At 48.3% G+C, this 22,918-nt stretch carries 12 protein-coding genes; all 12 read left to right on the top strand.

From position 1 onward, the window contains the following. The first annotated feature begins 153 nt into the window (after nucleotides 1-153). Complete coding sequence (locus AC23N5_RS29215) at nucleotides 154-3,585, top strand: TonB-dependent receptor (protein ID WP_487758233.1); 3,432 nt, start codon at nucleotides 154-156, stop codon at nucleotides 3,583-3,585. A gap of 6 nt (nucleotides 3,586-3,591) precedes the next feature. Next, nucleotides 3,592-5,403, top strand: a complete 1,812-nt coding sequence (locus AC23N5_RS29210) for a RagB/SusD family nutrient uptake outer membrane protein (RefSeq protein ID WP_487758232.1) — start codon at nucleotides 3,592-3,594, stop codon at nucleotides 5,401-5,403. 255 nt (nucleotides 5,404-5,658) lie between these two features. Beyond that, entirely contained in the window at nucleotides 5,659-8,130 is a 2,472-nt protein-coding gene (locus tag AC23N5_RS29205; protein WP_487758231.1) for a glycoside hydrolase family 95 protein, read from the top strand. A gap of 30 nt (nucleotides 8,131-8,160) precedes the next feature. Next, complete coding sequence (locus AC23N5_RS29200) at nucleotides 8,161-9,834, top strand: glycoside hydrolase family 43 protein (RefSeq protein ID WP_487758230.1); 1,674 nt, start codon at nucleotides 8,161-8,163, stop codon at nucleotides 9,832-9,834. A gap of 50 nt (nucleotides 9,835-9,884) precedes the next feature. Further along, a complete protein-coding gene (locus AC23N5_RS29195) occupies nucleotides 9,885-12,167 on the top strand; it encodes a glycoside hydrolase family 127 protein (RefSeq protein ID WP_487758229.1) in 2,283 nt (760 codons plus the stop codon). A 93-nt stretch (nucleotides 12,168-12,260) separates the two neighbouring features. Further along, a complete protein-coding gene (locus AC23N5_RS29190; protein WP_487758228.1) occupies nucleotides 12,261-13,835 on the top strand; it encodes a glycoside hydrolase family 43 protein in 1,575 nt (524 codons plus the stop codon). A gap of 188 nt (nucleotides 13,836-14,023) precedes the next feature. Next, nucleotides 14,024-15,964 carry a glycoside hydrolase family 97 protein gene (locus AC23N5_RS29185; protein ID WP_487758227.1) on the top strand — a complete coding sequence of 647 codons (1,941 nt, stop codon included), beginning with the start codon at nucleotides 14,024-14,026 and terminating at the stop codon, nucleotides 15,962-15,964. Between the two features lie 26 nt (nucleotides 15,965-15,990). Beyond that, a complete protein-coding gene (locus AC23N5_RS29180) occupies nucleotides 15,991-18,360 on the top strand; it encodes a carboxylesterase family protein (RefSeq protein ID WP_487758226.1) in 2,370 nt (789 codons plus the stop codon). Nucleotides 18,361-18,384: 24 nt separating this feature from the next. After that, nucleotides 18,385-19,503: an esterase gene (locus tag AC23N5_RS29175; RefSeq protein ID WP_487758225.1), complete on the top strand. Its 1,119-nt coding sequence runs from the start codon at nucleotides 18,385-18,387 to the stop codon at nucleotides 19,501-19,503. Nucleotides 19,504-19,537: 34 nt separating this feature from the next. Then, complete coding sequence (locus tag AC23N5_RS29170; RefSeq protein ID WP_487758224.1) at nucleotides 19,538-20,701, top strand: alpha/beta hydrolase-fold protein; 1,164 nt, start codon at nucleotides 19,538-19,540, stop codon at nucleotides 20,699-20,701. 13 nt (nucleotides 20,702-20,714) lie between these two features. Beyond that, nucleotides 20,715-21,794, top strand: a complete 1,080-nt coding sequence (locus tag AC23N5_RS29165) for an alpha/beta hydrolase-fold protein (RefSeq protein WP_487758223.1) — start codon at nucleotides 20,715-20,717, stop codon at nucleotides 21,792-21,794. Nucleotides 21,795-21,812: 18 nt separating this feature from the next. Beyond that, nucleotides 21,813-22,916 carry an alpha/beta hydrolase-fold protein gene (locus AC23N5_RS29160; RefSeq protein ID WP_487758222.1) on the top strand — a complete coding sequence of 368 codons (1,104 nt, stop codon included), beginning with the start codon at nucleotides 21,813-21,815 and terminating at the stop codon, nucleotides 22,914-22,916. Nucleotides 22,917-22,918 lie beyond the last annotated feature (2 nt).

The raw sequence follows: 22,918 nt of genomic DNA, 5'->3' as shown, positions 1-22,918 counted from the left end.
CAACACTATCGCTAGTACTACTCTGAAATGTGTTTACCAGACACATTTAGCCGTTACGGCGAGCAATTGTTTTTGTCATTTCTACCAAAAAACAACAAAACGAACAAATGTATGGATTCCCATTTATTTAAACACAACGTTTGGATTAGGATTATGAAAATTTCAGGTCTGCAGTTCTTGCTTGTGCTCTTATTTTTCAAAATAAGTTTTGCTCACGATAGCAAAGCGCAAGAGTTTTTGAACCGCCGCATTAGTTTTTCGGCCCAGAATCAAGATGCTGAAGTGATTATCAAACGCATTGAGAAACTAGCAAAAGTGCAATTTCTGTTTAGTCGCGAAGTTGTACAATCAAAGCGTAAAATCACGTATCAAGCCAACAATGAAGAACTTTTTGGCGTATTGGAGCACATTTTGACCCCGCTAAACCTTACTTACGAAGTAGTGGGGCAACAAATTTTAATCAAACGGCTGCCTGCACCGCCCACACCCGCCCAAGAAAAATCTGCGGAAGCAGCGAGTGTCTCCGACATCAAGCTCATTGACGTCACAGGCCGTGTCACAGGAGACGACGGTCAAGGATTACCAGGCGTAAGTATTCAGGTCAAAGGGACGGTGAAAGGAACCAGCACCGATGCCAACGGCGACTACAAACTGTCACTTACTGATGCCAACGGCGTTGTGTTGGTTTTTTCGTACGTCGGCTATGTTAGCAAAGAGGTAGCAGTAGGTGCGCAAAAAATCATTAATATTCGTTTAGAGGCAGACAACAAGACCCTCAACGAAGTGGTGGTAGTAGGCTACGGTACGCAGCGCAAAAGAGACATTACGGGTTCGGTGGTGTCAGTGAACGAGGCAACCTTGAAAGAAGTACCTGCTCCCAACCTTTTGAACCAACTCAAAGGCCGTGCCGCAGGGGTTTCTATTGTGAGCAACGGTTCTACACCTGGTAGTCAAGCAACCATCCGTATTCGCGGAAACCGCTCCCTTACAACAGGTAACGGTGACGGGCTTGATGGCCCACTGGTAGTAGTAGATGGAATTCCGTTTGGGGGATTAAATGACATTAACCCTGATGATATTGCTAATCTTGAAATCTTGAAAGACGCATCGGCAACGGCCATTTATGGTTCAAGGGGAGCTGGTGGTGTTATCTTGATTACGACAAAAAGAGGAAAAACGGGCAAGCCAGTGTTGACGTATGATGGTTACCACGGTGTGACAAACATCATGGGCAAATACAACGTCATGAACGGCGAGCAGTACGCCAAATTCAAAGAGCAATCGGCGGCACTGAACACCCAAGGCGCAGGTACAACGGCCTATCCACTCACGGAAGAAGAGAAAGCAAACCTTGCCGCAGGCGTTTCTACCAATTGGCAAGATTTATTGTACAAACAGGGCTTTAACACAAGCCACCAGCTTGGCTTGCAGGGTGGTGTAGAAAATACCCAATACGGTTTGGGTCTTGGCTATTTTAATGAAACGGGTATTATGCCGAATCAAAATTTTCAGCGTATGAATATCCGTGCTACCATAGATCAAAAAATTGGCAAGCGAGTAAAAATAGGTTTAAATACGCTCAATACCCTTACTTACCGAAATGATCCTGCGGGGGGAGGCGTTCCGACGGAGTTGGTGCGTTTATCACCGCTCATCAAACCCTACAATGAGGATGGTACCGTACTTTTGAACCCTAAACGCGGAACCATTGAAGCGCAGGCAGTAAGCCCGCTGACCCTCATTTCGCGCGGCAACGATATTCTTTCGAGAGAGCGTGCTATCAGAACATTCAATAGTTTGTACGCCGAAGTCAACATTTTGGATGGCCTCAAGTATCGGTTCAACGTTGGATTGAACTATAGCCAGACTGGTTTTAATGGCTACGGTCCGCCAAATACATTTGTCAATACAGGTGTGGATCAAAGTGTGTCAAGCGCTGAAATTAGAAATACGGAGTATTGGGACGTCAATATGCAGCACTTGCTGTATTATGATAAAACCATTGGAAAACATAGAATAGGTTTTACGGGGCTCTATGAATATACAAAAAATCACTCGCTTGGTAGCCGATTTACGGTAAGGGGAGTTCCCGCTGATTACATTAAAACAGCCAATTTTGCGCTGGCTTCTGGAACGCCCGTTGCACCTACCGACTTCGGCAATTCCTTTTCAGAAACGGGGCTGCTTTCCTACATGGCCCGCTTGAACTATACGTTTAATGATAAATACACCTTGACGGCAACGTTCCGTAGAGATGGTTCATCTACCTTGTCTCCCGCTAATCAATACTTCAATTATCCCGCCATTGGTTTGAGTTGGAATGTCATCGATGAGCCATTTATGAAGGATTTAGCCGTTTTCTCTAACCTAAAATTGAGAGGTGGTTGGGGGATTTCGGGTAACCGTAACGTAGGTGCTTATGCGACGTTAGGGGCACTTTCGACGGGTTATTACAACTTTGGAACAACGACTGGGGGGCAGGTACTTGCCTACACTGTTACGAGCCTTCCAGCGGCTAATTTGGGTTGGCAATCGACGGCTCAGACAGATGTTGGTTTAGAAATTGGTTTGTTTAACAACCGTATCACGGGAACATTTGATGTGTATTTCCAGAAAACGAAAGACATTTTGCTTTCGGTCAACCTTCCAGAAAGTAATGGGGCCAATTCTACCCTGAAAAACTTAGGAAGAACCGAAGGAAAAGGGTTTGAGTCTTCGTTAACGTTTGATATTTTCAGAAATAAGGATGGTTTTAATTGGAGTACCGATGTGACCTATTTCTTTAACCGTGAAAAAATTACGCAACTTACCACCCCGACCGAGTTGGATAACAAAGGAAACTTCTGGTTTGTTGGACAACCGTTGACCGTTATTTATGACTATAATAAGATTGGTATCTGGCAACAAGCGGATTTGGATAATGGCACGTTGAAAAAACAAACGTCGCCAGTACAGATTCCTGGTGAAATCAGAGTGGAAGACGTTGATAACAATGGGGTGATTGATGCCAATGACCGCAAGATTATCGGTAATTTTCAACCAAAATGGGAAGGTGGTCTAACCAACAGATTCAACTACAAAGGCTTTGACTTATCTATCGTTACTTTCGCCCGCATGGGAATGAAAGTAGTAGTGCCTTATTTGTCGGGTACGTCGGGTGGTGGTTCTGGTTTTGGCTTCTTAAATCAAGGACGTTCCAACCAATTGGTGATGGATTACTGGACCCCAGAAAACCCAACCAATGCGTTCCCTCGACCAGATGCAGGTGGTGGTGTGCGTAACTTTACTTCTACTACTTCGTATCAAGACGGTTCTTTCATCAAAATGAGAAGTATTAACTTGGGTTATACTGTCAGTGGAAAAACCCTCACCAAATTGGGGATTTCTTCTGCCCGCATTTACCTAAACGCTACGAACCCTTTCATCATTTACTCGCCACTGGTGAAAGCCAAATTGGCGGTTGATCCTGAAGGAAACGGTTATGGTAATACCATTCAAGGAGGCAATTTCAACCGTTTCGTAACGGTCAACCTAAACAATCCTCCAGTGCGTCAATATACGATGGGTGTAAATCTTAAATTTTAATTCAAGATGAAAAAAATACATAGTTTAATCCTTGCTTTTACTTTGCTATTCTGCTTGAGTTGCGGGAAAATATTGGAAGAGCATCCGCAATCACAAATTGTCCCCGCTTACTTTAATAGTTCTGCTGGGGTATTGGGCGGGATTGCTGGCGTGTATAATTTAATCCGAAACCAATGGGGAACCGAAGGGTTTTCTTCCGAAATGCAAGCGGGTACCGACGAATTTATTCAGGGAGCTAGCAGCGGCGGAGGCCCGATACATACCTACAACGGTCTCAATAGTTCCAATTTCGGCTCGGCTTGGGGGACGTCTTTTGTGGCAATCAATACCATCAACGGTGTATTGAAATATGGACAGAGTATTGACCTGCCAGAAGCGACAAAAAAACAATATTTAGCCCAGGCCAAGTTTTTGAGAGCTTTCTGGTATTTTTATTTGGTGCAAACATGGGGAGATGTTCCATTGAGTACGGAGTTTATTACGGTTCCCTCACAAAGTGCCAAAAGAGACCCCGCAACCGAGGTATATAAGTTGATTATTCAAGACTTAACGGAGGCCGCTGCTGCTTTGCCCGATAAACCGACTGCTCCATTCTTAGGAAAGGCAGCGACCAAGCCTGTGGCTTTATTTTTCTTGGCAAAAGCTTATCTGACCCGTGGTTGGCTGACAAATTCGCAGGCAGATTTTGCGGAGGCAGCTAAAATTTCAAACGATCTTATTGCGGCGAAAGGAACCTATGGTTTAGACCTTTGGCAGGATTTTGGCGATGCTTTTGTTCCTGCCAACGACTATGGGAAAGAAACCATGTTTGTTAGCGATCACTCAAATGATGCTAAGTTTGGTTATTATACCGTAGGAGGTGGAGCCAGTGGTGGTGATGCGCAAAACCTTACGCCTTGGTTTACCAACTGGAACTATCCGAACAATAGCGGACTCAATTCTTTTATAAATGCGTCGGGGGTATTGGTGAACTCGGGCACATCAGGGATGATCCGTGATTCGTATTATGGTCGCCCATACGCCCGTATTCGCCCGAACAGTGTGAAGCAAACCTCAGGCGAAAGCACAGGTAAAAATTATTTTCTTGATCAGGCGTTTGTAAAAAGAGATGTTGACTCAAGATTTGCCAATACATTCTACACGACGTATATTTCCAATACTGCGGTAACAAATACAGCGACAGCCGCCAATAATAAACGCGGTATTGGCTATACCATGCAAGTTGGCATTGATACCGCCGTGTGGATTACAGATTATGAAGTGGTAGGTGCTCCGCAATTTAACGGAACAAGACCCTTTAAGGGAATCATCGCGCCGCCGAGCACGTGGAATGCCAATTTATATCCTGCTATTAAGAAACACATGGATCCGAGCCGTGGCACTAATTTCAATGACCCTTCTACTCGTCCAGTTGTTATTACTCGATTTTCTGAAGTATATCTGATTGGTGCTGAAGCGTATTTGATGTCGGGTAACAAAGCCAAAGCGGCTGAACTTCTCAACGTCATTCGTCAACGAGCGGCTTATCGAAAAACCAATACTGCGGCGCAAAATGCTGCGGCAGCAACTGCCATGACGATTACGGCCGATGATGTCACAATTGACTTTATCTTGGATGAAAGAAGCCGAGAGTTTTTTGGTGAATGGATGAGATACCACGATTTGGTTCGGACCAAAACCTTGGTAAGACGTATAAAAGCTTGGAATAGTGAGGCGGGGCCGTATATAAAAGATTTTCATGTTTTACGGCCAATCCCTCAATCGCAAATAGACCGTACGGTGGAAGGGCCTAAATTTCCGCAAAATCCTGGCTATTAGAGCAATAGCCGTTGTGTTTATAGATAGATAAAGAGAGCGTTAGAGATGTAAGTGGCATTTGTCACTTACATCTTTTTTTAATCTTTCAATTATTGTATTTGTATATTTTATGAAATAAATATAACTTTTTATCTTTGCTAAATCAGTTATCTCTTTCTGAATAAATAAAATCGGTAGTGGGAACAGCACTATCTTTTTTGTAACTATAAATGTGTCATATTTACACATTCCTTTTGTGTTGTAAACGTATTATCAATGAAACAGTTACTGTTATTTTTCTTATTGGTTTTATCATCATTGGGTTTTGCCCAATCATCCAAAAACCTCAGACTCTGGTACAACAAACCTGCGGGAACCGTCTGGGAAAATGCCCTGCCGATTGGGAACGGGCGTTTGGGCGGCATGATCTATGGCAATGTTGGCAAAGAAACGATTCAGCTGAATGAACACACCGTTTGGTCGGGTAGCCCCAACCGCAACGATAACCTCGACGCGTGGGCGTCATTACCCCAAATCCGCCAGCTGATATTTGACGGGAAACAAAAAGACGCCGAGAAACTGGCCAATAAAACGATTATTACCAAAAAATCGCACGGGCAGATGTTTCAGCCCGTCGGTAGTTTGAACCTCACTTTTGAAGGTCACGATAACTACACCGATTACTACCGTGACCTCGACATTGAGCGGGCTGTGGCCAAAACGAGCTATACCGCCAACGGAGTGACCTATACCCGCGAAATCTTTGCGTCGTTGCCCGAGCGCGTATTGGTCGTACAGCTTACGGCCAGCAAACCCAGTGCGCTGTCGTTCCGCGCTTCCTATACTACTCCTCAGTTAAAACCTGTCATCAGTGCCAATGCCAACGAGCTTACCATTGCGGGCACTACCTCCGACCACGAAGGAGTGAAAGGCATGGTGAAATACATGGGTATTGCGAAAATCAAAACCAACGGCGGGACAGTCGCCGCCAACGATACCAGCCTGACCGTAAAAGAAGCAACGTCGGCTACCATTTATATTTCGATTGCGACCAATTTCGTCAATTATAAAGACGTTTCGGGTGATGAAAAAGCCCGCGCTTACGACTACCTGAACAAGGCATTTCCTAAACCATATGCGGCCCTGCTGGCGCAACACATTGCCGCTTATCAACGCTATTTTAATCGGGTGAAACTGGACCTTGGCACTACCGATGCTGCCAAACTCCCAACCGATGAACGGCTTAAAAACTTCCGCTCGGTCAATGATCCTCAGTTGGTTACGCTTTATTACCAATACGGTCGTTATCTGTTGATTTCGTCTTCGCAGCCGAGCAATAAAGGGGAATCGGGGCAGCCTGCCAACTTACAGGGCATCTGGAACCACCGTATGAAACCGCCGTGGGACAGCAAATACACCATCAACATCAATGCCCAGATGAACTATTGGCCTGCTGAAAAAACCAACCTGTCGGAGCTGCACGAACCGTTCTTGAAAATGGTAACGGAGCTGTCGGAAACAGGTCAGGAAACGGCGCGGGAGATGTACCACACCCGTGGCTGGATGGCGCACCACAATACTGACATCTGGCGGGCAACGGGGGCTATCGACGGGGCTTTCTGGGGTATGTGGCTCGGCGGCGGTGGCTGGACAGCCCAACACTTGTGGGAGCATTATCTGTACAGCGGCGACAAAGCCTATCTGACAAAAATTTACCCCATTCTGAAAGGGGCGGCTCTTTTCTACGCCGATTTTCTGATTGAACACCCTAAATACAAATGGCTGGTGATCAACCCTGGGAGCTCCCCCGAAAACGCCCCGCAAGCCCACGACGGTTCGTCGCTGGATGCGGGTACGACGATGGACAACCAGATTGTGTTCGATGCCTTCAGTACGGTGATTCGGGCGACGGAAATCCTGAAAAAAGACGCTGCCTTTGCTGATACACTCAAACAATTACGGAATAAACTGGCTCCCATGCACGTGGGGCAATACGGTCAACTGCAGGAATGGCTCGATGACGTGGACGACCCCAACGACCACCACCGCCACGTGTCGCATCTGTACGGCCTGTTCCCTTCTAACCAGATTTCTCCTTACCGCACACCCGAATTATTCAATGCCTCGCGGACTACCCTCATCCATCGTGGCGACGTTTCGACGGGCTGGAGCATGGGCTGGAAAGTAAACTGGTGGGCCAAGTTGCAGGATGGCAATCACGCCTATGCGTTGATTCAGAATCAGTTAACGCCCCTTGGTGTCATTAAGGAAGGCGGCGGAACGTACAACAACCTGTTTGACGCACACCCACCGTTCCAGATTGACGGCAATTTTGGCTGTACGTCGGGCATTACCGAAATGCTGATGCAAAGTGCTGACGGCGCCGTACACCTATTACCTGCACTGCCCGATGTGTGGCCTGCTGGCAACGTGGGCGGCTTGCGCGCCATCGGCGGTTTTGAGGTGACAGACATGCAGTGGAAAGACGGCAAACTGACCAAACTGACCGTAAAGTCCACTTTGGGAGGCAACCTGCGGGTGCGTACGCCCAATGCCCTCAAACTTACGGGCGGCAGCGCTTTGAAATCCGCAACAGGCGAGAATCCAAATGCGTTTTATGTGACCCAAAAAACTGCCCCAGCGGTCATTTCGGCCAAAGCCAACGTGGCCCCTCTTTCGTTGAAAGAAACGGTGCTATACGATGTGCCAACGCAGGCAGGGAAATCCTATGTCTTTGTTGCCCAATAAACTAACGAACAGAATACTTAAATCATAACCATGTTGAAAACTGCACTTACCGCCTTTTATCTTGCTTGCTTAATGGCATTGAGTCCACTTGCGCAGGCCCAGAAAGTTACCTTAAACAATCCGATTTTGACGGGTTTTTATCCTGACCCGAGTATCGTTAAAGTCGGGGCTGATTATTACAGCGTTCATTCTACGTTTTCGTACTTTCCGGGTCTGCCCATCATGCACAGCCGCGACCTGAAAAACTGGAAACAAATCGGCAACGTCATCAGCCGTCCGTCGCAAATGGATTTCATGGGCGAGCGCATGAGCCGTGGGCTTTTTGCGCCTGCCATTACGTATTACAAAGGCGTCTATTACGTTACTTGCACTGATATTGACCATGACGGCAACTTTGTCGTGACGGCTACCAACCCAGCGGGACCCTATAGCAACCCTGTAAAACTTCCACAAGTCAGGGGCATCGACCCATCCATTTATTTTGACGAAGCTACCGATAAAGCTTATGTGGTTTATAACAGCGATGCTCCTGATAATAAACCACTTTATCCGGGTCATCGCACCGTTCAGATGTATGAGTTTGATTACAAAAACTTAAAAACGATCGGAGAAAAAAAGCAGTTGATAAACGGTGGGGTGGACATTACCAAAAAACCAGTTTGGATTGAAGGTCCACACATTTTGAAACGCAACGATTGGTATATACTGTATTGTGCCGAGGGAGGAACGTCCGTGAATCACTCACAAGTAGCCTTGCGCAGCAAAGATATTTGGGGGCCGTACGTGCCGTTTGAAGGCAATCCCGTATTGACCCAAAGAGGTTTACCCGCCGACCGCCCCAACCCGATTACGTCGGCAGGACACGCCCAGTTTATTGAAGGTCCCGACGGCAATTGGTATTCAATTTTCTTGGCTGTTCGCCCTTACGAAGGTGATTTTTACAACACAGGTCGTGAAATGTTCATTGCTCCGCTCACATGGGTAAACGATTGGCCAATGATCGAACACGGCGAAAAAGCCATTGAATACAAATATGCAACCAACATCAAGGAGGTAAAACAAAAAGGGGCTTTGCCGCAAAACGGCAACTTTGCTTATACCATGACCTTCGACAAAGGACTCGACCTTTCGCTCATGCACTTGCGAACGGTTGATAGTAGTTCATTTAAAACGTCTAAAAATGGTCTAACGCTTAATCTCAAGCCTGAAACGATCTCAGAGTTGGGCAATCCATCTTTTGTGGCCAAACGCCAGCAACACATGTATTCAGTAGCTGAAACAGAGTTGAATTTTACGCCAAAAACTGAAAAAGAAAAGGCGGGTTTGGTGATTTATCAAGACGAAAGCCATTTTTACTTTTTGGCAAAATCTATCAAAGATGGTAAAACACAAGTGGAATTATACAAAAGTGTGCATCGCAAAAAAGACGTAGAATTGATAAATGCGCTACCCGTGGGAAATGGCAAATTGAGTTTAAAAATAACGTCAAAAGCCGATAAAGTTGATTTTGAGATTTCTGAAAACGGTAAAACGTACAAAACCGTTGCCGAAAACTTAGATGGGAAGCACTTATCTACCAAAGTATCAGGTGGATTTATTGGCAATGTGTATGCTATGTATGCTACTTCAAATGGTGAAAAATCAGACAACTCCGCTACGTTTAAATTCCTGAAATACAGCGGTAACGATGCTGTCTTGAAATAATGTACTCTTGGAAAGGTTTTGAACCTTTCCAAGGATTAAAAAATAATGCCTTGCGAACAACACTACTACATACCATAACTGCCTTCCTGCTCAGCTTTTCGGCATTCGGGCAGATGCAACCGTTTACCCTTCAGGAGGTGAAGGTGACGAATGGTGCTTTCAAGAACGCGCAGGACGTGGACATGCGGTACATCCTGTCGCTGAACCCTGATAAGCTGCTGGCGCCCTACCTCATCGACGCGGGGTTACCCCTAAAAGCCGAACGCTATGGCAACTGGGAAAGCTCGGGGCTGGACGGCCACATCGGCGGGCATTACCTGTCGGCACTGGCCATGATGTACGCCTCGACGGGCAATGCCGAACTGAAAAAGCGGCTCGACTATATGGTGGACCAACTGGCTCAGTGTCAGGCTAAAAACGGCAACGGCTACGTAGGCGGTATTCCGCAGGGAAAGGTCTTTTGGGAGCGGATTCACAAAGGCGACATCGACGGCAGCAGCTTTGGGCTGAACAACACGTGGGTGCCGCTCTACAACATTCATAAATTGTTTGCAGGCTTGCGGGATGCCTACGAATTTGCGGGTAATCAGCAAGCCAAACAGGTATTGGTCGGTTTGGGGGATTGGTTTGTCGAACTCATTCAGCCGCTTTCGGACGACCAGATTCAACAAATTCTCCGTACCGAGCACGGGGGCATGAACGAGGTGTTTGCCGACCTGTACCTGTTGACCAAAAACCAAAAATATTTGACCACCGCCCAGCGTATTTCTCACCGCGCTATTCTGAATCCGTTACTGCAAAAACAGGACAAACTGACTGGTTTACACGCCAATACGCAGATTCCGAAGGTGATTGGGTTTGAAAAAATTGCGCAGTTAACGGGCAATGCCGACTGGTCGGAAGCGGCGCGTTTTTTCTGGCAAAATGTAGCCCAAACCCGCAGTGTGGCCTTCGGCGGAAACAGCGTGCGTGAGCATTTTAACCCGACAACTGATTTCAGTTCGATGCTTAAATCGAATCAGGGGCCTGAAACCTGCAACTCGTTTAACATGCTGCGGCTGAGTAAAGCGCTGTTTCTGGACAAAAACGACCCGACGTATCTCGACTTTTACGAACGGGTTTTGTACAACCACATCCTGTCGAGTCAACATCCGCAAAAGGGTGGTTTTGTGTATTTTACGCCCATTCGCCCCAACCATTATCGGGTCTATTCGCAACCCGAAACCAGCATGTGGTGCTGCGTCGGTTCGGGCATCGAAAACCATACCAAATACGGCGAATTGATTTACAGTCATTCGGCCAATGACCTGTTTGTCAACCTGTTTATCCCTTCCACGTTAGACTGGAAGGAGAAAAATATTCAACTCACCCAAAGCACGGAGTTTCCGTACAAAAACCAGACAGAACTGGTGCTGAAACTGGCTAAATCACAGACGTTTGCCTTGCAAATCCGTTCCCCGAAATGGGCGGAAAATGTTGAGGTTTTGGTCAATGGGAAAAAGTATCCCGTCAGCGCCGAGCCTGCACAGTACATGGGTATTGAGAAAAAATGGAAATCGGGCGATAAAGTGACGGTGCGTTTTTCGACCTCAACCAAACTGGAATACCTGCCCGACAACTCCAACTGGGCGGCGTTTGTGCACGGGCCGATTGTGTTGGCGGCGCAAACCGCTAAAACCGACTTGGTCGGGCTGTTTGCCGACGACAGCCGCATGGGGCACGAAACCAAAGGGAAACTGTACCCCATCGACAAAGCGTACGCGTTGATTGGCAATGCCGATTCCTATCTTTCAACGATAAAACCAGCTGGTAATCTGACCTTTACGCTCGACTCGCTGACGCTGCAACCGTTCTACGAAATCCACGATGCCCGTTACCAAATGTATTTCCAGACCTTTACGCAGGCCGATTTTGACGCTCAGAAAGCAACCCGACGTCAGCAGGAAGCCGAGGCGCTGGCGTTGGAAGCCCGAACGGTTGATAAGGTGAATTGCGGCGAACAACAACCCGAGGTAGATCATGCGTACAAGGGCGAAAAAAGCGACTCGGGCTACGACGACGACGGCCGTTTCTGGCGAAATACCCGCTCGTACATTTCATATCAGTTGCAAAACAAAGAGCTGGCGGGTAAAACGCTTGAGATTCATTTTTCGGGAAATCTGAAAACGGAGGATGTGGGTATTTTTATCAATGATCGGGTTGCGGAATTACTTGCCGTAAAAGACAAAGTGATTACAGTAAAAACCGATGATAAAGAACTTGTTAAGCTAAAAATTTCCTCCGAAAACGGCAGGCCGACGCCACGGTTTTTTCAGATAAGATTGGTGAAATAGAGGTAAGCGACCAGAGGAAGAATAGCAAAAAAATAACGAGATAAATCGTAAACTAAATTGTGTCAATTTAACACGGACTATTGGTATAAACGTATGTTAAAATGTAATTTTCATTGTGCTTTTCGATTGATTCTGGGGCTTTTGTTGACCGCAGAAGTCACGGCACAAACTGCCCGCAATCCCATCATTTATGCCGACGTGCCCGATTTGTCGATGATTCGCGTCGGAAAAACGTACTACATGAGCAGCACTACCATGCACATGAGCCCCGGCGTACCCCTGATGAAATCGACGGATTTGGTGAATTGGCAACTGTTTGGCTACGTCTATGACACGCTGGCCAATGTGCCTTCCCTCAACCTGACCGACGGCAAAGGTACTTACGGGCGGGGTTCGTGGGCGAGCTGCATTAAGTACCACAACGGACTGTTTTACGTCACGACATTTGCCCAAACAACGGGTAAAACCCACGTTTATTCCACCAAAAACATCGAAAAAGGCCCTTGGAAATCGGTTTCGTTCGCGCCAAGCCTCCACGACCACAGTCTGTATTTCGACGACGACGGCAGGGTGTATATGATTTATGGAAACGGAAAAATCAAAATCATTGAGCTGACAAGCGACGTGTCGGGCATCAAAAAAGGAGGACTCGACCAAACCATCATCGAAAACGGCAGCGCACCAGCGGGGAACAACATCATGCTCGGAGCAGAAGGTTCGCAGTTGTTTAAGGTCAACGGAAAATACTATTTGTTTCACATTTGCTGGCCAAGAGGCGGCATGCGGACGGTGATTATCCACCGCGCCGACAAGCTCACGGGACCGTGGGAAGGCCGCGTGGCGTTGCAGGATTTGGGCGTGGCGCAGGGCGGCTTGATTGACACCCCCGACGGTCGCTGGTTCTCGTACCTGTTCCGCGATTACGGCGGGGTTGGCCGCATTCCGTATTTGGTGCCTGTGACGTGGGAAAACGGCTGGCCTGTGTTGGGCGTTAACGGCAAAGTCCCCGAAACGCTGGATTTGCCAGCCAATAAATCGCTCATTCCCAACATTGTAGCCTCGGACGAATTTGCCCGCAAAAAGAGTGACGCGACCTTGCCGTTGGTGTGGCAATGGAACCACAACCCCGATAATTCGCTCTGGTCGGTATCCGAACGGAAAGGATTTTTACGCTTAAAAACGGGACGAATCGATACATCGTTTGTTCTCGCCCGCAACACCCTCACCCAGCGCACCATCGGCCCCGAATCGACGGGTTCGACCTTGTTGGATGCCTCGAACATGAAAGAAGGTGATTTTGCAGGGTTGGGTTTGTTACAAAAGAATTTTGGTTTGGTAGGGGTAAAGATTGGCAAAGGGCAAAAATCAATCGTCATGGTGAGTGCCAATACGGGCAAACCCGTTGAGATTGAGAACATCCCTCTTACCCAAAACACGCTGTACGTCAAGGCGGAATGTAATTTCAAGAACCGCGCCGACATCGCCCATTTCTTTTACAGCCTCGACGGCAAGGTTTGGACAAAAATCGGTGAGCCGCTGAAAATGCCTTACACCATCCCACATTTTATGGGCTACCGTTTCGGATTATTCAGCTACGCCACCCAAACCACGGGCGGTTTTGCCGATTTTGATTATTTCCGAATAGAAGACAAGATTTCAGAGAAGTAATAAAAACACGCTGTATGCAAAAGAACCATAGCATACGGCGGATATATAAACCACATAGTTACATAGGGCACAAAAGGTAAAAAAAATCTATGTTTTCTAAGTGCCTATGTGGTAAGAAACTTTTGTTCTGGCGAGAAACCCAAATAAACTTTTTTAGGGTGAAAGAATTAAAAAAAACATTAGCGCAAATGAAGTACCTTTTTTATTGGCTGATATTGAGTTCTCTGGCTGTTAATGCCCAAACAATCAGCAGTCCTGACGGCAAACTGGTGGTTAATCTTGCCTTGGACAACGGAAAGCCCTCGTACAGTATTTCTTTAAATGGTAAGACGTTCCTGACAAAATCGCCGCTCGGACTGAAAACTAACGTGGGTGATTTTTCGGAGAATTTGGCACTGGTGGATGCTAAAACGAGTGTCCATAAAATTGACAATACCTATGAATTGCCCAACATAAAGCAACGAAAGGTACATTATGTGGCCAATGAAGGCGGATTTGTATTCTCAAAAAACAACGTAGATGCTTTTCAGGTGACGTTCAGGGTGAGCAACAACGATGTGACGTTTCGCTACAAGGTGTATCCCCAAAAACAATCCCGTAGCTGTGTTGTCAACGAAGAAGCATCGGGTTTTGCCTTTCCGAAAGGAACCACCACGTTTTTGTCGGCCCAAAGCAAAGCCATGGTCGGTTTTGCCCGAACCATGCCAAGCTACGAAATTCCCTATACAGTCGATGATACGTTGGGGAAAAACGGCAGAGGCAACGGATACACCTTCCCGTGTCTGTTCAAGGTCAATACCAACGGCTGGGTGTTAATTTCTGAAACGGGCGTGGACAGCCGATACTGTGGCAGCCGACTGATTGGTCATTCAGAAGGTTTATACACCATCGGGTTTCCAATGCCCGACGAAAACAACGGCAACGGCACTTCCGCGCCGGGGATCCCGCTACCCAGCGAAACGCCGTGGCGCACCATTACCGTAGGTGAAACATTAGCACCGATTATCGAAACGACCGTACCGTTCGACGTAGTAGAACCCCGTTATGCGGCTTCGCAAACCTACAAATATACCAAAGGCTCATGGAGCTGGATCATCGGCATGGACGGCAAAACAGTCTATGACGAACAGAAACGATACATTGATTTCAGCGCGGCGATGGGTTACGAAACCATTCTCGTGGATGCCCTCTGGGATACGCAGATTGGACGGGAGAAAATAGCAGAATTAGCAAAATACGGCGCGAGTAAAGGGGTTAGTTTGTATTTATGGTATAACTCCAACGGCTACTGGAACGACGCCCCGCAAGGCCCGAGAGGGATTATGGACAACACCATTGCCCGCCGGAAAGAGATGGCGTGGATGAAAAGTATTGGCGTGAAAGGCATTAAAGTGGACTTTTTCGGCGGCGATAAACAGGAAACGATGAAGGTCTATGAAGACATTCTCTACGACGCCAACGACTACGGTATCCTGTGCATTTTTCACGGCTGTACCCTGCCGCGTGGCTGGGAACGGATGTATCCAAACTATGCGGCAAGTGAGGCCGTTCTTGCCAGCGAAAACCTCGCCTTTTCGCAGCGGAGCTGTGATTATGAGGCGTTTAACGCCACGTTGCATCCATTCATCCGAAACACCGTCGGCAGCATGGATTTTGGCGGGAGTGCCCTGAACAAATTTTACAACGCCAACAATACGCCCAACCGTGGCTCAAAGCGGGTAACGTCGGATGTGTACGCGCTGGCAACGGCGGTATTGTTTCAGAGTGCCGTGCAGCATTTTGCACTGGCTCCCAACAATTTAACAGACGCACCAGATTGGGCCATTAATTTTATGAAAACGGTTCCCACCACTTGGGACGAGGTTCGCTATATTGACGGTTACCCTGGGAAGTATGTGGTACTGGCCCGTCGTCATGGCAATAACTGGTATGTAACAGGTATAAACGCCCAAAAAGAAACCCTGAAACTAACCGTCAAACTGCCCATGATTGCGGCGGGGGCAGACTTGCGGCAATATACTGACGACGAACAACTGAACGGCAAAGTTAGTGCCTCTAAACTACCGAAGAATCAGGAAGTTAACCTGATGATTCCGACGAATGGCGGCGTACTGATTGTGCAGCAATAACAAGGAAAAACCCCTTAACCAAAATCATGAAAAAATTTCAATCAACCCTGTTTTTAGCGCTGACGCTTTTGCTTTTAGGATATAGCGCCCACGCTCAGGACCCCAACTTCCACATTTACCTCTGCATCGGGCAGTCGAACATGGAAGGCCCTGCCCGCATTGAGCCGCAGGATACGACCGTGGGCAGCCGACTTAGGTTGCTGGCCGCCGTGGACTGTCCTGAACTGGGGCGTACAAAAGGCAACTGGTACACCGCCAAACCGCCGCTTTGCCGCTGCAATACCCGCCTTTCGCCCGCCGATTATTTCGGTCGGACGTTGGTGGCGAATCTGCCGCAAAATGTCAAAGTAGGCTTTGTCCACGTGGCTGTGGCGGGGAGTAAGATTGAGATTTTTGACAAAAAAGACTATAAAATGTACCTCGACACCTCGGCCAAAGAAAGGCCGTGGATGATTAATATGGCCAATCAATACGGCGGAAATCCGTACGAACGATTGGTAGAAATGGCGCGTTTGGCGCAAAAATCGGGGGTTATCAAAGGCATTTTGCTGCATCAGGGTGAGTCCAACACAGGCGATAAAGGTTGGCCGATGAAGGTCAAAAAAATCTACGACGATTTGCTGACCGACCTGAACTTACCCGCCAACTCGGTGCCGTTGCTGGCGGGAGAGTTGGTCAATGCCGATCAGGGTGGTAAATGTGCCAGCATGAACCCCATCATCGCTACCTTGCCACAAGTGATTCCCCAAGCCATTGTGGTTTCGTCCAAAGGGCTGCCCGCTGTTCCCGATAAACTCCATTTCAGCAGCGAAGGCATCCGCATTTTTGGCAAGCGCTACGCGGCGGCCCTGTTGGCCTCACAAGGTAAAAAAATCGACATCGACGAAAGCAGCATTGCACCGCCCGCGCCCGTAAAAGTACAAGAGGGTTTGCTCCAAGGCAGCACCGAAAACGGGTTATCAGTTTATAAAGGCATTCCGTTTGCTGCCCCGCCCGTGGGTGCCCTTCGCTGGAAAGCCCCGCAATCCGCCGCCAAGTGGGAAGGCGTAAAACAAGCGACCCAATTTGCCCCCGCCCCGTATCAGGGTGGCAATCCCCCTTCGGGTAAGAGCGAAGATTGTTTGTACCTGAATATCTGGTCGCCTGCCAAAACGGCCAATGAAAACCTGCCCGTGATGGTTTGGATTTACGGCGGCGGATTTAGCTTTGGCGCTACCTCAGAACCCGTAACGAACGGTGAAAAACTGGCAAAAAAAGGGGTAATCCTCGTTAGTATCGCCTATCGGGTTAATCAAATGGGCTTTTTGGCGCATCCCGAACTGAGTGCCGAAACACCCCAAAAAACGTCGGGAAACTATGGCTTGCTCGACATGATTGCGGGCCTGCAATGGGTGCAGAAAAACATCAAAGCCTTTGGAGGAAACCCCGATAAAGTGACCATTTTTGGGGAATCGGCGGGAGGAATTGCCGTCAGTATGTTGTGTGCGTCGCCGTTGGCTAAAGGGCTTTTTCACGGCGCAATTTCGCAAAGCGGTGGCTCGTTTGGCCCCCACCGACTCACCACCTATCCGGGCGAAAACATGAAGCTGTTGGCGCTGGCCGAAAAACAGGGCCTTGAATTTATGCAAAAAGCAGGGGCTACGTCATTGGCCGAACTTCGCGCCTTGCCCGCCGACAAGCTCCCATCAGGTTTTGGCAACCCCGGAGGCTGGCCTATCGTCGATGGCTACGTCATTCCCGACGACCAACATGTTTTATACCAAAAGGGCAAGTTCAACCATACGCCTGTGCTGATTGGCTACAACTCCGACGAAGGCGCGAGTTTTATGCCCCCAAAAACGCCAAAAGACTACATCGAAAGCACGACCAAACGCTACGGGCCTTTTGCCGAAAAACTAATAAAAGCCTATCCCGTGGACGAAAACAGCGTTCCCAAAACGGCACGAGATTTGGCGCGTGATGCGGCCTTTGGCTGGCAAACGTGGGCGTGGGCCAACCTCCAGTCCCAAAAATCCAAGGACAAGGTGTATTACTATTATTTAGACCAGCACCCTGAGTACCCCGCAGGTTCGGCCAAGTTTGGCTACGGCTCACCCCACGCGCAGGACGTTGCCTTTGTGTTTGGTAACCTCAATCCCGCCGACCAGAACCGTACGCCAACGGACGGAGCATTGTCTGAAACCATTATGACCTACTGGACAAATTTTGCCAAAAACGGCAACCCGAATGGTGGAAATGTGCCGCAATGGGAGGCATTTTCGACCAAAAAACCTGCGGTCATGTATTTCCAACAAAAGGCGTTTATGGGGGCTGTTCCGAGCGAAGATGCCATGAAAGTACTCGATAAATATTTTGAATGGAGAAGAACGCCCGAAGGTAAAGAATGGGCTAAATAGAACTAAACAAACAATCCTTAACCGATGAAACCCCAACCGATTTACTTGCTTTTGTTTGCCATCCTCACCGCGAGTATTGCCGTGGGGCAGCCCACCTCAAGACCCGTCATTGTTTCGCCCGAAGTACATGCAGACAATTCGGTGACGTTTCGGTTTTATGCGCCTGCGGCCAAAGGAGTGAAACTCAGTGCGCAGTTTGAAAAATCGCCTTTGGCCATGACCAAGGATGACAAAGGGGTTTGGAGCGTTACCACTGCGCCCGTGAAGCCCGATATGTATCCCTATGCGTTCAATGTCGATGGGATTTCGGTGGCCGATCCCACCAATTCAGCGCTTTTTCCCAATGAAGGGTTTCAGAATAGTGTGGTCGAAATTACGGGAAACACGCCTTTGGTACATACTCTGCAAAACGTCCCTCACGGCACGGTGTCGTACCGATATTACCAGTCGGCGGAGTTAGGAACGCGTCCTGTGGTGGTTTATACCCCTGCTGGCTACGAATCAAACCCAAAGGCTTCTTATCCAGTGCTTTATTTATTGCACGGTACTACCGATACCGAGGAAACGTGGACAAAAGTAGGCCGCGCCAATGTCATTCTCGACAACCTGATTGCGCAGGGAAAGGCCAAACCCATGATTATTGTGATGCCCTACGGACGGGCTTATCCTGTCATCAGCAAGTCGTCGGGCAGTTTGCGAAACTGGGACAATTTGCAGGAGTTCAAAAAGGACTTTTTCGGCAATCTGATGCCGTTTATTGAGAAAAATTACCGCACCCTCAACGACAAAAACAACCGCGCCATCGCAGGATTTTCGGGCGGGGGAGGCACCACGCTGTACTTTGGCCTGAACAACACCGACCAATTTGCCTATGTCTGTGGGTTTGCCCCGGGTATGCTCAAAAATGAGTTTGACCGCAACAATGAGGTGTTTTTTAAGAATGCCGCACAGGCCAATAAGAACCTGAAATTATTTTGGATCGGTGTAGGTAAAGAAGACGGATTATATGCTGTCAATCAGGAATATATGCAGCTACTTGACCAGAAGAAGATTAAGTACGAAAGCCTCATCACCGACGGCGGGCATACGTGGATGAATGTAAAACACTATCTGAGTGTCATTGCGCCTAAGCTTTTTAAATAGTACCCCAATACACCCTTAACCAATCAGTAAACCAATGAAAATCGTTACATTCTTTAAAAAAATCAGCTTGCTTTTGCTGATTCTTGTTCCATTTGCAGGGTTGGCCCAGCCCCCACGCGGCCCGTTTGTGATTTCACCCAAAGTCAATTCCGACAAAACCGTCACGTTTTCGTACTTAGCGCCAAACGCCAAAACTGTATTGTTGGGCGGGAGTCAGTTCGGGCAAGCCGATGTACCCTTGACCAAAAACGCGGAAGGTGTTTGGTCGGTCACCGTTGGTCCGATTAAGCCCGATATTTACCCCTACAGTTTTAAAGTGGATGGCGTTACGGTGATGGATCCTGCCAATGTCGCCTTCTTTCCCAACGAGCGATTTAAAGCCAGTCTGGTCGAAATCCCATCGGATGAACCTGCCATTTATGCGTTGAAAAACGTACCACACGGCTCCATTACCTACGAATATTATCCGTCGGTCGAAGGTTCAACGGGGACGGTTGTTGTCTATACACCAGCGGGTTATACCAAAGAAACCGCCAAAAAATACCCTGTCTATTACCTCATCAGCGGCACGACCGACACCGAAGAAACCTTCTGGAAAGTGGGCAAAGTAAACCTGATGCTCGACAACATGATTGCGGCGGGCACGGCTAAGCCTATGATTGTGGTGATGCCTTACGGGAATCCGCTGGCGAAAATTGCCGAGCAAACGGGCAAAGACAAACCTGCCGATGTGATGAGCCGCGACGGCGACGATGCCCTGCGCCGCATGAAGTTGTTTGAAACCGATCTTGTGTCCCACGTCATTCCGTACATCGAGAAAAACTACCGAACAATCAACAACCGCGACAACCGTGCCATTGGCGGCTTCTCGCGCGGGGGTGGACAGACCTTGCGCACGGCCTTCAACAACGTCGATAAGTTTGCCTACGTGTGCAGCTATGCGTCCTACATTGCGCCCGCCGAAATGGACAAAAGCTTTACCAACATTACCTCCAATCCTGCCAAAACCAACAAAGATTTTAAACTGCTTTGGTCGGGTATCGGCACCGATGATTTTCTGTACAAAGGCACGGTTGAGTTTGAAGACTACCTGAAAGCCAAGAAGATAAATTACAAAAGCTACGTCATCGACGGCGGTCACACGTGGATGAATGTGAAGAAGTACCTCAATGAGACGTTGCCTGTTTTGTTCAAATAAAGCCGCAAAAACCATGAGCAAAGCCGCATTTTTCTCCCTACTTCTCGGGTTCGTTTCCATGAGCGCACTGGCCCAGCAGCGTCCGCCCGCCATCAGTTCGCCCAACGTCCATGCCGACAACAGCATCACGTTTACCTATTTTTCCAGAACGGCGCGTGAGGTAAAACTGTCGGGTGAATTTTTGAAAGAACCCGTTTTACTCACCAAAGACACCTCGGGTATCTGGCGGGTGACGGTGCCTCCCGTCACGCCCGATATTTACCCGTATAATTTTACCGTGGATGGAGTAGGCGTCGCTGATCCCAACAACACGCAGATTTTTGCCAATGAACGATTTAAGCGGAGCATCGTAGAAGTAAAAGGTGATAAACCGCTGGTTCACAGCCTCCAAAACGTCCCGCATGGTAAAGTGACATACCATACGTATTCCTCAAAAACGCTGAATACAACCCGCCAATTGTTGGTTTATACCCCACCTAATTTTGACGCCAGCGGCAAGACAAAATACCCCGTGTTGTACCTGATTCACGGCGGGTCGGATACCGAAGAAACGTGGACTAAAGTAGGCAGGGCCAACTTCATTGCCGATAACCTCATCGCGCAGGGCAAGGCCAAACCGATGATTATTGTGATGCCCTACGGCAACGTTCGCCCCGCTCCGATGGCCGATTTTACCAAAGACGTGGTGAACGACATCATTCCGTTTGTGCAGGCCAATTACCCCACCCAAACCGACAGCAAAGGCCGCGCCGTGGCTGGATTTTCGGTAGGTGGCGGGCAAACACTGAACATTGGGTTTACCAACACCGACACATTTGCCTACATCTGTTCGTACGCGCCCTACACCGCTACCGACGAGTTCAAAAAGAACTTCACCGACTGGACCCCCGATGCCGATAAAGTCAACAAACAACTCAAACTGTTCACCATCAGCGTGGGAACGGAGGATTTTCTTTACGAAAGTGTGAAACAAAACATCGCCATGTTTCAGGAAAAGAAAATCAAGGTAGAACCGCTCATTGTGTCGGGCGGGCACACGTGGATGAATTGTAAGTTATTCTTAGCCAACTCATTACAGCAAATTTTTAAATAAAAACAAACCCTTATGATGATGAAAAACCGCATTTTGTCAACTTTTATGGCTTCGGCACTGTCCATCGGACTTTGCCATGCCCAAGTCGCCGAGGACTTCAAACCGTCCAGCCTCAACCAACCGGGTCAGGAATACCCGATGGTTAATTCTCAAGGTTACGCCCGCTTCAAAATCGTAGCGCCTGCTGCCGACAGCGTGCGGGTAAGTTTGGGGCTGGGGGGCAAAGGTGGCACAAAACTCGCCAAAGCTGAAGACGGCACGTGGATGGGCACCACCGATGGCCCGATGGACGAAGGCTTTCACTACTACAACGTCAAAATTGACGGGGGGAAATTCAACGACCCGGGCACGCTCAATTATTACGGCTCGGTGCGCTGGGAAAGCGGCATTGAGATTCCTGCCAAAGATCAGGATTTTTATGCCCTCAAAAACGTACCGCACGGCCATGTGCAGCAGGTGCTTTTCCCGTCGCCAAGCACGGGCACTTCGCGTCGGGCGTTTGTCTATACACCCGCAGGCTACGAAAAAGGGAAAGACAAATACCCTGTGTTGTATTTGCAGCACGGCTGGGGCGAAGACGAAACGGCATGGATGAATCAGGGACGCGCTAATTTAATCATGGACAACCTGATTGCGGAAGGAAAAATCAAGCCGTTTATCATTGTCAACACTTATGGCATGACCAATGAGGTGAAGTTTGGGAAAATCCGTGAATTCAAGATTGAGCCGTTCCAGACGGTGTTAATCAACGAGTTGATTCCGTACATCGATGCCAATTTCCGTACGCTGGCAAACAAAGACAACCGCGCCATGGCGGGCTTGTCGATGGGGGGCATGGAAACCAAAATGATTACGCTCAATAATCCTGACGTGTTTGCGTACTACGGACTGCTCAGCGGCGGCGTATATGCCCCGACCGACATCACCGACAAATCGAAAGTAAAGCTGGTGTTCCTGAGTTGCGGCAGCAAAGAACGTCCCGACGGCGTCAGAAAAGCGACGGAAGAACTGAAAGCGGCGGGTTTCAACGCGGTGTCGTACGTTTCAGAAGGCACTGCGCATGAATTCCAGACGTGGCGTCGGAGTTTATACCAATTGGCCCCAATGTTATTTAAAAAATAACA

It is taken from the genome of Runella sp. R5_40, assembly GCF_057652295.1.
Note: the sequence above shows the minus strand (reverse complement) of the source record. Positions and strands in the feature narration are given on the sequence as shown.

Excerpts from the sequence above, each read along its gene's own strand:
- AC23N5_RS29185 (WP_487758227.1), top strand. The coding sequence starts at position 14,024 with ATGAAGTACCTTTTTTATTGGCTGATATTGAGTTCTCTGGCTGTTAAT.
- AC23N5_RS29190 (WP_487758228.1), top strand. The coding sequence starts at position 12,261 with ATGTTAAAATGTAATTTTCATTGTGCTTTTCGATTGATTCTGGGGCTT.
- AC23N5_RS29160 (WP_487758222.1), top strand. The coding sequence starts at position 21,813 with ATGAAAAACCGCATTTTGTCAACTTTTATGGCTTCGGCACTGTCCATC.
- AC23N5_RS29170 (WP_487758224.1), top strand. The coding sequence starts at position 19,538 with ATGAAAATCGTTACATTCTTTAAAAAAATCAGCTTGCTTTTGCTGATT.
- AC23N5_RS29210 (WP_487758232.1), top strand. The coding sequence starts at position 3,592 with ATGAAAAAAATACATAGTTTAATCCTTGCTTTTACTTTGCTATTCTGC.
- AC23N5_RS29165 (WP_487758223.1), top strand. The coding sequence starts at position 20,715 with ATGAGCAAAGCCGCATTTTTCTCCCTACTTCTCGGGTTCGTTTCCATG.
- AC23N5_RS29180 (WP_487758226.1), top strand. The coding sequence starts at position 15,991 with ATGAAAAAATTTCAATCAACCCTGTTTTTAGCGCTGACGCTTTTGCTT.
- AC23N5_RS29200 (WP_487758230.1), top strand. The coding sequence starts at position 8,161 with ATGTTGAAAACTGCACTTACCGCCTTTTATCTTGCTTGCTTAATGGCA.
- AC23N5_RS29205 (WP_487758231.1), top strand. The coding sequence starts at position 5,659 with ATGAAACAGTTACTGTTATTTTTCTTATTGGTTTTATCATCATTGGGT.
- AC23N5_RS29175 (WP_487758225.1), top strand. The coding sequence starts at position 18,385 with ATGAAACCCCAACCGATTTACTTGCTTTTGTTTGCCATCCTCACCGCG.
- AC23N5_RS29215 (WP_487758233.1), top strand. The coding sequence starts at position 154 with ATGAAAATTTCAGGTCTGCAGTTCTTGCTTGTGCTCTTATTTTTCAAA.